The organism is Candidatus Cryosericum odellii (assembly GCF_003570935.1).
Taxonomy (GTDB): domain Bacteria; phylum Caldisericota; class Caldisericia; order Cryosericales; family Cryosericaceae; genus Cryosericum; species Cryosericum odellii.
On record NZ_QXIU01000034.1, the window covers coordinates 1 to 11,802 of the forward strand.

At 60.8% G+C, this 11,802-nt stretch carries 10 protein-coding genes; 3 read left to right on the top strand and 7 right to left on the bottom strand.

Annotation, left to right across the window (positions count from 1 at the left end):
* The 4 genes from SMC5_RS01245 to SMC5_RS01265 form a co-directional block, all read right to left on the bottom strand.
* Positions 1-1,874 (bottom strand): cation-translocating P-type ATPase (locus SMC5_RS01245; protein ID WP_119119269.1); only part of this gene is annotated, 1,874 nt, incomplete at its 3' end.
* A 1,139-nt stretch (positions 1,875-3,013) separates the two neighbouring features.
* On the bottom strand, positions 3,014-3,652 hold the full coding sequence (locus SMC5_RS01255; RefSeq protein ID WP_119119271.1) for a TetR/AcrR family transcriptional regulator: 639 nt from the start codon (positions 3,650-3,652) through the stop codon (positions 3,014-3,016).
* Complete coding sequence (locus SMC5_RS01260; RefSeq protein ID WP_119119272.1) at positions 3,652-5,883, bottom strand: ABC transporter permease; 2,232 nt, start codon at positions 5,881-5,883, stop codon at positions 3,652-3,654. Before SMC5_RS01260 ends, SMC5_RS01255 begins: the two co-directional genes overlap by 1 nt.
* Positions 5,880-6,578, bottom strand: coding sequence for an ABC transporter ATP-binding protein (locus SMC5_RS01265; RefSeq protein WP_119119273.1), 699 nt, complete (start codon positions 6,576-6,578; stop codon positions 5,880-5,882). Before SMC5_RS01265 ends, SMC5_RS01260 begins: the two co-directional genes overlap by 4 nt.
* A gap of 256 nt (positions 6,579-6,834) precedes the next feature.
* Here SMC5_RS01265 and SMC5_RS01270 point away from each other — a divergent pair, with 256 nt between their 5' ends.
* The 3 genes from SMC5_RS01270 (at position 6,835) to SMC5_RS01280 (ending at position 9,635) form a co-directional block, all read left to right on the top strand.
* A complete protein-coding gene (locus SMC5_RS01270) occupies positions 6,835-7,950 on the top strand; it encodes a glycerate kinase family protein (RefSeq protein ID WP_119119274.1) in 1,116 nt (371 codons plus the stop codon).
* Positions 7,951-8,111: 161 nt separating this feature from the next.
* Positions 8,112-8,408, top strand: a complete 297-nt coding sequence (locus SMC5_RS01275; RefSeq protein ID WP_165846155.1) for a 2TM domain-containing protein — start codon at positions 8,112-8,114, stop codon at positions 8,406-8,408.
* Positions 8,409-8,648: 240 nt separating this feature from the next.
* The gene (locus SMC5_RS01280) at positions 8,649-9,635 is read left to right on the top strand and encodes an aromatic ring-hydroxylating oxygenase subunit alpha (protein WP_119119276.1); all 987 of its coding nucleotides are present in this window, start codon (positions 8,649-8,651) and stop codon (positions 9,633-9,635) included.
* A gap of 80 nt (positions 9,636-9,715) precedes the next feature.
* Here the strand turns inward: SMC5_RS01280 and SMC5_RS01285 are convergent, their stop codons facing one another.
* Genes SMC5_RS01285 through SMC5_RS11555 form a run of 3 tightly spaced genes read right to left on the bottom strand, consistent with a single transcriptional unit; the run spans position 9,716 to position 11,790 of the window.
* Positions 9,716-11,464: a DUF2207 domain-containing protein gene (locus SMC5_RS01285; RefSeq protein ID WP_165846379.1), complete on the bottom strand. Its 1,749-nt coding sequence runs from the start codon at positions 11,462-11,464 to the stop codon at positions 9,716-9,718.
* A gap of 10 nt (positions 11,465-11,474) precedes the next feature.
* The gene (locus tag SMC5_RS10555; protein ID WP_126869154.1) at positions 11,475-11,657 is read right to left on the bottom strand and encodes a hypothetical protein; all 183 of its coding nucleotides are present in this window, start codon (positions 11,655-11,657) and stop codon (positions 11,475-11,477) included.
* Positions 11,658-11,667: 10 nt separating this feature from the next.
* Positions 11,668-11,790 carry a LemA family protein gene (locus tag SMC5_RS11555; protein WP_407079753.1) on the bottom strand — a complete coding sequence of 41 codons (123 nt, stop codon included), beginning with the start codon at positions 11,788-11,790 and terminating at the stop codon, positions 11,668-11,670.
* Between the last annotated feature and the right edge of the window lie 12 nt (positions 11,791-11,802).

Here is an 11,802-nt window from a genome sequence, read left to right on the forward strand (position 1 = left end):
ACGATGGCGGCGGACTCGCGGGCGACGTCGGTTCCCCGTTCGCCCATGGCGATGCCGATATGGGCGTTCTTGAGTGCCGGCGCATCGTTGACACCGTCGCCGGTCATGGCGACGATCTCGCCGTTTGCCTTGAGCGCCTGGACCAGGCGGAGCTTCTGCTCAGGGACCATGCGAGCAAACACACTGACGTCGCGGATCTTATTGCTGACTTCTTCTTCGGACATAGCTTCAAGTTCTGACCCGGTAACGATGCGGTCGGGGTGTTGGAGACCGATCTCTCTCGCGATGGATAGTGCCGTGCCGGGGTAGTCGCCCGTGATCATGACGACGCGCACACCTGCACGACGGCACTGGGCGACGGCGGCGGGCACGGTCGCGCGGATGGGATCGGCGAGACCGATCAGACCGATGAATTTGAAATCGAAGTCGTGCTGGTTGTCCGGCAGATCGTCGTTGTCACAGGAGGCGCGGGCAACTCCAAGGACGCGCAGGCCGTCGTTCGCCATGTCCAGGACCTGCTTCATGATCAGTTGCTGCTGTGCCTGTGGCATGTGACACAGATCAAGGATCGCCTCTGGCGCACCCTTGGCGGCTACGCGGCCACCTCCGGAGTGCATCTGCCACGCGTGCGACAGGGCCAGCATATGGCGCGAAAGCGGATACTCGCGCTCCAACTGCCAGTCTTCGTGAAGGTGTTCAGTCCCTTTGAGGGCGCCCTGCCCCATGTCCAGGATGGCACGCTCCATGGGGTCGAAGGGGTCGGCTTCACAGGCCAGGATCGAGTACTCGACCAGTTCATGGAACCGTTCAGGAAGGACTCCGGGCAGTCCTGTTGCGGGGATGTGAATATACTCGCCGCCGGCCGCCAGTTTGCGGACGGTCATCTTGTTCATCGTGAGGGTACCAGTCTTGTCGACGCACAGGACGGTCGCCGACCCCAGGGTCTCGATGGCCGGCACGCGGCGGGTCAGGACCTGGTTCTGAGACATGCGCCAGGCGCCCATGGCCATGAAGATGGTCAGGACCACGGGGAACTCCTCGGGCAGGACGCCCATGGCCATGGCCAGACCGGACAGGAAGCCTCGTTGCCAGGCGATGAGATTGTTGCCGCGAGTGAGACTGAACACGATCGTGACGACGATGCAGAGGCCGACGCCGACCAGACCCATGTCGCGCACGAGATTGGCAACCTCGTGCTGGAGAGGTGGTTTCTCGGTGTCCACGGTTTGAAGTGCTTTGCCGATCTTTCCCAGTTCGGTCCGGAGTCCAGTGCCCCGCACTTCGGCGACGCCCTGTCCGGAAACGACTAGCGTGCCGGAATAAACAGTCGGAAGGTCCTCGCCTCCCGGACGCTCCATTTCGGACTTGTCATCCCACTCTGTCTTGCGGACCGAGACAGACTCACCGGTCAGGAGCGATTCGTCGACATGCAGGTTGGTGCACTGCAGCACCATAGCATCAGCGGGGACACGGTCTCCCTCCGACAGCATCATGATGTCGCCGCGAGCGACGTCGCGGCCGGCGATGCGGATCCACTCACCGTCACGCCTGACCAGGGCACGAGGGCTGGACAAGTCGCGCAGCGCATCCAGCGCGTTCTCGGTCCTCTTTTCCTGATAGTAGGTGATGCCGATGACGACACCAACGAAACCCAGCAGCATCAGGGCTTCTTCGCGGTCGCCGAGGATGAGATACAGTGTGCCGCATGCAAGGAGCAGGAGGAACATGGGTTCCCTGACGATCTCGAGCAGGATGCGAACCCATCCACGTTTACTCGCGGTGGGCAGTTCGTTGAGTCCTTCGTCCTTGAGGCGTTGTTGTGCCTCTGCAGTTGTCAAACCTTGTGGTTGTTCTGCGTTCGGTGTACTTGTCATGACAGAAACCTCCATGCAAATGGTGTGGTGGGTTCCCGACCTTGACAAGGATTGACTCTGGCAAGCCCTACGTCCAGCTGCAGTTGCACAGTGACTGGCAGGCGACCTGTCAGGAACATCATTATGCTAAGGCCAAAGTCCGGTGGCGTCAAGATGATGGCAGCGCATAACAACGAACGGGATGAATGCCCGCTCTACATGCGGTTTCATCGCTAATCGTGAAGAAGCCGGCCGGCAGTGGTTGGTCTCGGGCGCTACCTCTGCAGGGTTGGGCGGGTATATGCGACCCTGAAGCCGGTTCTCTCCAGGTTGCGATGAGAGACGCTCCCCGGCGTTGCCAGCACGGAGGCAGTCGTACAGCCGGCGGAAGCTGCTGCTTTCAGGCGCATTGCGACGAGACCATTCTGGATACCTCGTCCGCGGAACGGCAACCTCGTGCTGGAGGAGAAGAGGGCTGCAAGGTGGTTGTGCAGGATCATGGCTCCTCCGCCGGCAGGCTGTCCCCCGACCGTAGCCAGGTAACAGACGACGCCTGGACTGTGTGCGGCGGTACGTGCAAGAATGACATTGGCGTCCGACTCGTCGAGTCCATCGGTCGCCGCAAAACCGGAAGCGACCGCCCGTGCCCATATCTCGGTCTCATCGGCGGTGATCTTACGGATCTCGACGCCAAGCGGCAGGGCAGGCAGGGATTCCTGGGATGGCAGGTCCATGCATAGGACATCGAGGAACCGGACGACATGGTAGCCGCGTTCTGCTGCGAGCTCCAGCAGGGAGGGATCGGCCAGGGGACAGAGGTCGAACTGTGCCGGCATCTTGCGATCGGCAAAGAAGCTTTCCATCTCCTGCATCTGACCGGTGGTGACAGGACTGTGCAGTCCCATGCCGGCAGCCCTGTTGACAGGCAGGTCCGGCGACGTGTAGACACAGACGCCGTCACCGATTGATTCTGTGGNNACGTCTTGGTCGACGAACGGCATAATGACCTCCCATCCTCTACTGCCCGGTCGGCGGGGCCGACGCTTCACCGCCCGGGCCAGCGGCATTCACCCCTCGTCAAGGTTGACTAGGGTCAGATGTCTCGTTGTTTCACGTTCTTCTCCAAGTATAGGAAGGTTGAGTCGTTCAGGAAAGGGCAATCAGGAGGGGTCTGTTTCGATGCCGTGGCGCAACAGGGCAACATAGGTGTCTACCTCCGCGAACATGACGCTCCGTACGCTTGCGAGGTCAAGTGGTTGTTGTCTGAGGATGGTCGTGTACTGCTTCCCCAGTCCGTCGAACGTCCAGGAGAGCAGGCGCATAGCTTGTTCGATGGTCACGCCCGGTCTGAAGGCACTCGTGTCGATGTCCTGGAAGAGCCGCTGGCATGTCGAGGCTGTGATCTCGGCCGTGGAGGCGAGCAGGGCATCGCGCAGCTCTGCCGGAGGGTCGGTCATGGCCTCCTGAAGGAATGCGAATATCATTGGATCTTTTTCGATCAGGGACCACTTGGCCAGCGTGTACTGTCTGAGGCGCTCGAATAAGTCAGTGCTGGTCGGCCCCACACGTTCGTCGAAGCGGCGCATCACTTCGGTGATGCACGCCTGAACAGCCTCTATGTAGAGACCCTTCTTGTCGCCGAAATAATGAAACAGCAACCCCTTGCTGACACCGGCTGTCTCGACGATATGATTCGTCGAGGCAGCCAAATAGCCGGCGGTGGCAAATTCACTGATCGCCGCGGTGATCAGGGCGGTCCGCCTGTCGTCGGCGACGGACCGGCGCGGTGATGCCTGCATTACTCTCGCGCAGCCTTGAGACTGACAGCCATCTGCACGCCCAGTACCTTGCGCCGTGCCGCTCTCAACGACACCAGGTACGTGGCCAGCATGATGACGGCACAGACCAGGATCGACAGTGGTGAGAGCCGTATGGGCAGACTGAAACTGATGCCACTCGTTGTCGTGGAAAGCAGCTTCCCGAGGGAGGCCAGCAGCAGGGGTATGCCAAGAATGAAGCCGGTTGCTACTGCGACGATCCCTGACCCAAGGACCATCCGGTTCAGCTCCTCTGGCCGGTAGCCAAGGACCTTGAGCAACGAGATGGTAAAACGCTCTTCCTCCACGGTCAGCGTCGTGACGATCGACAGAGCCAGCAGCGCAATGAAGACTGCCATGACCGCTACTGACCCGAGTGCCACCCATAGTGGCATAATTGCAGAGTTGAAGGCAGCACGGCTCTGTGCCATGGAGAGCGTCGTCAGTACGTCCTGGGCGGGGATCTGCAGGCTTGTCGCGCTGAGGACGGCGTTGAAACTGCCGAGTGGTGCCCCGACGATGCTGTTCAACCGCTCCTGGGGCATGATGACAGTTGCTGTCGTATACATCTCAGCCACGGCGTCGACGGGCAGTGTGACCTCCTGTCCGGTGGCTGCCTGCTGCATCGTCAAGCTGTCGCCTACCTTCAAGTTGAGCTTCTGCGCAAGCGCACGCGTGATGATGATGCGGTCGATGGGGATGGCCTGACCTTTACTGTCATGAGGGACGAACAGCGTCGACGTGGCGGGCAGTCCAACCACCTGGAAGGTCAGCCGGCCGTCAGTGGTCGTGAATGGCTCGGACGTCAGCACCTCTCCACCCCACGGGTTCTCGAGCCTCGGTGCCGTCAGCGCGTAGGTGTAGTTGTACTGCGTGTCCTGAAACGCGCTCCGTACCAGCGTGCTCATCGAGTCGCGCATGGCGCCGCCGAACAGGAGCAGGTAGCCTGCGAGCATTGCCCCGAGCATCAGAAGTGTCAGCCGTGTCAGCCCTCGGATGGCCGCCCTCGCGGCGAACCGGTTCTGGAACGAGCCGCGTTTCAAGTGAAGGGACCTCTCCAGGAGGCCGGGGCGAGTGCTAAGGGCGGTCGCCTGCATCAGCTTGACGGGTGCCTGGCCCAGAAGACGTGTCGCAACCACCGCAACAGCTGGGACAGTGAAGAACACGGGAGCCACGATGCCGATGATGGCGGCTCTCCACGGGATGGTTGCCACGTACAGTGGAATGCTGAAGTAGCTGACCATAAAGTTCAGCAGGGGGCGCATCGTGAGAATCGACGAGAGGACACCCAGCACCGACCCCGACAACGCGATGAGCGCCGGGAGTGCCAGTTCCTGCAGAACGAGTTTCCACGTTGAGTAGCCCATTGCCTTGAGCGTGCCAAGCTGGGCCCGCTGCATACGGACCATGCGGCCCTGTGCCGCAGCCAGCAGTAGGCAGGCCAGCAGGAGGATGACCAGTGGCATGCTGGTGGATACCGACGCCATTCCCTCGAGTTTGACTGTGGCCAGGGTATAGCGCGCGTTTGTCGTGATATCCTGCCAGTACGTGAGACCAACCGTCTCGTTCAGCGCCTGTCGTGCGCTGACGGTTGTCCCGTCGACGGTCTTGATATGCCAGGTCGCAAGAGCTGTGGGAGCGCAAGTGTCCATCGCAGCAGGCGTAATGACGGCAATACCAAATGCCTTGGGGTCCAGAATGATGCCGGCGTCGTCGGTGGTGCGGATGGGGTACATGTAGTCCGGGACGGCCGTGAACCCAACAACGGTGAAGGAATGTCCCAGCAGGGTCATCTTCGTCCCCAGCGGGATCTTGAGCGCGGTGGCGACCGTCTGACCGAGCAACATTTCGTCATCTGCCTGCATGTTACGGCCGGCAGTGATGGCGGGGATGTCCACACGCGTCGTTCGTTCGAACACCCGCAGCGTGAGGCCGCTGTCGACCGTAGCATCGATTTCCCGGCGGCGTTCGATTGTCAGTCCGTTGTCGTGTTCGAAAGTAGACAGGTCTGTAAAGGGTTTCTGCGGCAGGAACGTGGCCGATTCCATCTGGGACTCGCTTTCGAACCGCGATCTGCTCTGGTTAAGGTCGACCATAACGCCGTTGAGGCTGGCATACAGCATGCAGGCAAGCATGACCAGCGTGATACTGCCGTAGACGAGCCACTGGTTGGAGCGGATCGTGCGGGGAAGGCGTTTCAGCAGGGTGTTCACCAGGTCACTTCCTCTGCCTTGATGAGGCGACCGACCAGACGGTCCTCCTCGACCTCGCCACTGCGCAGCCGAATGAGGCGGTCCGTCATGTCCGCGATGGCAGCATTGTGTGTGACCAGCACGATGGTGGTGCGGTAGGTCTCGTTGATCTGGACCAGGAGGCGGAGAATGTCCCGCGACGTGGCAAAGTCGAGCGAACCGGTCGGCTCGTCGGCAAGCAGCAGGGCGGGATTCTTGATGACCGCCCGGGCAAGCGACACACGCTGCTGTTCGCCGCCGGAGAGCTCAGACGGGAACCGATCAGCCATGGACACAAGCCCCACGGCGTCGAGAACCTCATCGATGGACAGGGGCTTCTTCGCGATGTCTGCTGTCACCTCGACGTTCTCACGAACCGTCAGGTTGGGGATGAGGTTGAAGAACTGGAACACGAAACCCACCGTGTCGCGTCGAAATTGTGTGAGGTCACGTTCCGATGCATGCGAGAGGTCGACCCCGGCGACGCGGACGGTGCCAGCATCGGCGTGGTCGATACCGCCCATGATGTTCAACAGCGTCGATTTGCCAGAGCCGGATGGACCCAGGATGGTCACCAGCTGGCCCTCCGGGATACTCAATGTGACATCCTTCAACGCCCAAAACTCACCCTGCCCCATCTGGTACTTGCGCCCCACCTTGTTCAGTTCGATCAGCATGTGACATCTCCTCGCTTTTCGCCTGTTGTGTGATCTGTCGATTACGTGGTCATTGACCAGTCGGTCAATATTATTGTCAGGCATGTGCTGCTGTCAAGTCTGATTGGTCTGGAGTCCCACAGAGCTGCCGCTACAATGAAAGTGTATTGGCCGACGCAACATCACCGTTGCATTGATGGTCGGAGGATTGGCCGTACTCGCGGGTGTGCTTGTCTTGCCGCTTTTGGTGCACTGAGCAGGCACAAAGGGGGTTGTTATGGCGAAGGTACTTGTCAGCATGAACGCGTTCAAGGGGAGCATTTCCACGAAGGCTGCCACCGATGCCGTGGCGTTGGCGTTCGAGGGTGCCGGCTTTCAGGTCGAGAAGGTCTACCTTGCCGACGGTGGCGACGGGACCACGGATGTAGCTGCAGCCTTGGGTGGACGCGTCGAATTCGTGAGTACCTTCGATCCCGTGATGCGTCCCATCGAGGCGCCTGTGGTGTGGCTTGGCCAGACGGCGGTCATCGAGATGGCAAGGGCGTCCGGATGGGCGTTGATTGCCGCCGAGGAACGGAATCCCATGCTCACGACCACGTGGGGGACTGGTCTGCTTATCAAACACGCATTGGAACATGGTGCGGACCGCATCATCCTGGGTATCGGCGGATCTGCCACCGTGGACGGCGGGCTCGGCATGCTGGCTGCGCTGGGTTTCAGCATCACCGACGAGGCCGGCAATGCCTCATGGCGAGGCGGCGAGGGACTATCCCGGCTGGCTCGTGTCGTGGCAAACTCGCCTATGAAGCAGACCAGGCTGGTGGTCGCCAGCGACGTGACCAATCCTCTGCTCGGTCTGACGGGAGCAGCTCCGGTGTTCGGTCCGCAGAAGGGAGCCACGCCCGACATGGTGACGCTGCTGGAGAAGGGCCTGGAACGGCTGGCTGACATCACGTTACAGATGACGGGCGTGCGGCTGCACGATATGTCTGGGGCGGGTGCCGCCGGCGGTGTCGGTGGCGCAGCCGTCGCATGGCTGGGCGGTCACCTGGAGTCAGGCGCTGAGCTTTTCATGGACCTCGAGAACTTCGACGCCCGAGCGGTGGGATGCACCGTGCTGGTGACTGGTGAGGGAAGCATCGATGCTCAGACGGTGTATGGCAAGGCTCCGGTCCGTGTGGCGCAGCGTTTCCGGAAGGTTTCGCCGGAGGGATTGACGGTGGCTATTGCCGGGGCCGTGCGCGATCGGGCACAGGTCCGCGAGGCCGGCATCGATGTCTTTATCACGACCCTCGACCGTCCCATGAGTGAACGTGAGGCCATGGAAAACGGTCTGGCCCTGCTGACTCAGGCGGCCGCCGAGCTGGCGCATCTCCTGTCACTGAAGGGATGACGCCTCACCGTTCTGCGATATACTGAGGGAACTCACAATCTGGAGGTACAAGTGACAACAGTAGGCGATAGACTTCCACCCTTCGAATTGCAGAACCATTGGATGGTCCTCACCTGCTATCCCAACAACATGACGCCAGGGTGTTCGCAGAAGGCGCTGTCGTGACGGAGCTCGAGGAGTATCAGAGGGCGAGGGACCGGGTCCAGGAGGTCAAGGGGTTCTACGCCCACGCGGTCATGTTTCTGGTGGCCAACGCGGCCCTGGCCATTCTGAATCTTACCACGCTCAAGAAGAACGACGGCGCCATCTGGTTCATCTGGCCGCTCATCGGATGGGGTGTTGTCCTCGTGGTGCATGCCATCTCGGTCTTTGGCATCGGGCGGTTCCTGGGAAGAGGATGGGAACAGCGCCAGATCCAGCGGGAGCTCGACCGCCGACACAAGGACCCCCGGACATAACCTAAAATGCTGCCCATTCCGCCATTCCCGCGCACATGGGAATTCCTCCTTCCATCCGTCATTCCCGCGAAGGCGGGAATCCATCCCTTGGTCCTTGTCTATGAGACGTCGATGGCCAAGTCAAACTGATCCGGCATATGTACCACCGAGTGTGCAATTACCAGCTGACCCCATATCCAGTATAATTCGTGTGGTCGTCCAGGGAGGGTCCCTGGGACGTAGCAAACAGGAGGTGACACGATGATTCGAAACCAGTGGTATGTCATCCTTGAATCACGCGAGGTCAAGCCGGGAAGACTCCTCGGCGTCCGGCGCATGGGCAGGGACCTCGTCCTGTGGCGCGATGCGAAGGGCGCTGTGGCATGCATGAGCGATCACTGCATTCATCGGGGGGTGGCACTCAGCGCGGGGAAGGTCAAAGGCGATTGTGTGGAGTGTCCGTTTCACGGCCTGCAATATGACGGCCAAGGTCACGTCACAGTCATCCCCGCAAATGGCAAAGACGCCGTCGTGCCGGCCACGTTCCAGGGCGAGGCGTTCGTCGTGCGTGAAGCACACGGCTACATCTACCTGTGGTGGGGCGAGCCGCGAGATGAATACCCTGAACTGCCGTTCATCTCGGGTCTGGACGATACGAGACTGATCTATGGCACCTGGCGCGACCCCTGGAACGCATTCTACACACGTGCGATCGAGAACCAGCTGGATGTCGTTCACTTGCCCTTCGTTCATTACAACACGATCGGCGCGGGCAACAAGACCATCGTCAACGGCCCCGTGGCGCGCATGGAGGGCAACATCCTGCGCATCTGGGTGGACAACGAGAAGGATCACGGCCAGACCCCTCGCCGGCCGGACGAAATGCCGGTCCCGGAGCGAGATGCGCAGCTTACCTTCGTCTTCCCCAACCTCTGGCAGAACAACCTGGGTGCGAACGCCCGTATCACCGCCGCCTTCGTGTGCGTCGACGAACAGCACAGCATCCTCTATCTGCGCTTCTATCGCAGGTTCGGCAGACTGCCCCTTGTCCGGCAACTGTCCGACCTGCTGACCGGGCTGGCGGATATCACCATCGCGCACCAGGACCGCCGTGTCGTGCAGACCCAGCGACCGTTCGTCAGCAGCTTGAACGGTGGAGAGAATCTCATCCAGGGTGACCTGCCGATCGTCCTCTACCGCAGGCGCCGTGAACAGCTCCAGAAGGAGTCACAGCTTCCCACAGCCTGAACATTCGGGAAACACGACAACCCTGGGGGATATTCCCCCCAGGGTTGTCCTTTCTTGTGGCTCTCGCAAGAGACAGCGCTCTACCAGCCACCGCCTCCTCCACCACCTCCACCACCACCGCTGAAGCCGCCGCCTCCACCACCACCGAAGCCCGACTTGGAGCCAGGTGCTACCGCTGAAGCGCTGATGGCGTTGCTGAACCCGGTGCCGATACTGCTGGCAAATGCGGCTGGATTGGCCGGATTCCAGTAGGCTCCGTAGTACCAGACGGGGGCGTAGGGACGTCCCTCTGCAGCCATATGGGCGAACACGCCTGCAAACTGCTCCGACCAGCGCTGCTCTACATCCAGCGCCAAGGCGAACGGCAGGTACTTCTCGAAGACCTCGGGAGTCCGGTCCGGTGGGTCGAGCAGATTCATGCGGTCCTTCTCGGTCACCGACAGGTACATCTTGAACCCCGCGACCTCGTCCACCATCTTCCGGCCTTCCTGCGTGTACGATTTCAGCGTGGAGCCGAAGACCACGGCCATGACGACCAGCACGATCCCGACAACGACCGGAGCGACGAATTGCGACGCAGTCCCGCTGGTGGAAACGAAGAAGGTGAGCGCCGCCACCCCGACGGAGAGCAGGATTCCGGTCAGGAGGTACCCCGTATTGCTCACGAAGAACCTCGGCTGGTAGTCCGCTTCCAGGGGTTTCTGGCTGGCGAGGATCGCTCGCTGGATATCCTCTGCGTGCGCCTGTTCAAAGTCCACGCGTGCGCTGGTTCCGATAAGGGATCCGGCAAGAGCGAGCTCATCGTCGGACAGGACGGAATCAGGAGCAGTGTCCCGCTCGATCCAGTATTTGTGGTGATCCTGATGAATGCTGATGTACCGCTTGACCGCCATGTCGATCAATGCAGCGGTGAACGCTTTGCTGTCGTGGGCCATGCGTGACAGGTACCGGACACCTCCGGGGGACGTCCCTTCGGGAGGCGTAAAGAGCGCGAAGATCGTGCCGCGTTTGGGGTCATTGCCGTGACGATACCACATGACCATGTAGTACAGGAAGACGAGCAGCGCGCCGAGGAGGCCTGCGATGAGAGCGCTGTTGTCGCGGAAGAACCAGCCCAGCCGGGTTACGGCATTCGGCGGAGTCACGTATCCCTTAGGCCATCCGATCACGATCGTCAGACCTTCGCCAGGGTTGAGGACGGACGTCGTGACGAATGTCGGGGTCCCGTCGGCGGCCTGTGTCGTTGTCACGGCGCTTGCCGTGGAGCCGGATGCGCCCGTATACGCGGCGAGTCCGGTGATCTTTGCGGCGGCGCCCGTGGGAAGGGTGACCGTCGCGGTTGCGCGCTCAATGGGAAAGGTCCAGCCATTGCCGGTGACGTTCCAGTAAAGCTCGTCGTGATCGGTGAAGTAGCCTAGTTCGCGGTCCACGCTGAACCGCAGCACCCACGTGTGGAGGCCGGGGCTGATGAGGACATCGGCGCTTCCGATCTTGACGCGTTTGCCGTTGGACAGGCTGCTCACGGTGTACGGCTCGGTCTGACCGTCGCGCTGAGCGCCCAGGACAACGAAGTCGATGACGAGACGCCCGCCGGTCTTCGTGTTGCTGTAGATGGTCGGGAAGTCATAGTAGATGCCGTGCTGGATCTGGTCACCCGTTACGACTGCCGTAATGGTGTTCTCGACCCGCATCGACCCATCCTGGTTGACGGTAATCGCGCTGTCGAAGCTGGTGATACGTTCCTGGTCGGCTAGAGCCAGTCCCGGGACGGACAACAGGAGCGCGATCGCCAGCACGAAGGTCAAGGTCAGCAGTCTACGCTTTCTCATGTGTGCTCCTTTAGCTTCTTGCTTCACCAGATAACTCCGTGGAGTCGACATGGACGGTGACAACGCTATCGCCCGACAGGATGCGCTCCGCTTCGGCAGCCCCTGCTCTGCCCACGAGGGACAGAAGCATGAGGGCTGCCATCAGTATAAAAACAGTGCAGGCGAGTTTCTTCACGGCCGGCACCTGATTCATGAATAGACTGCTACTTGTTGTCGAACGAGACCTTCGGTGCTTCGCGTTCCTCTGCACCAGTCAGTTCGAAGAACTCAGCTTTCTGAAAGCCGAACATGCCTGCAACGAAAACGGATGGGAACGTCTCGCACATGATGTTGTAGTC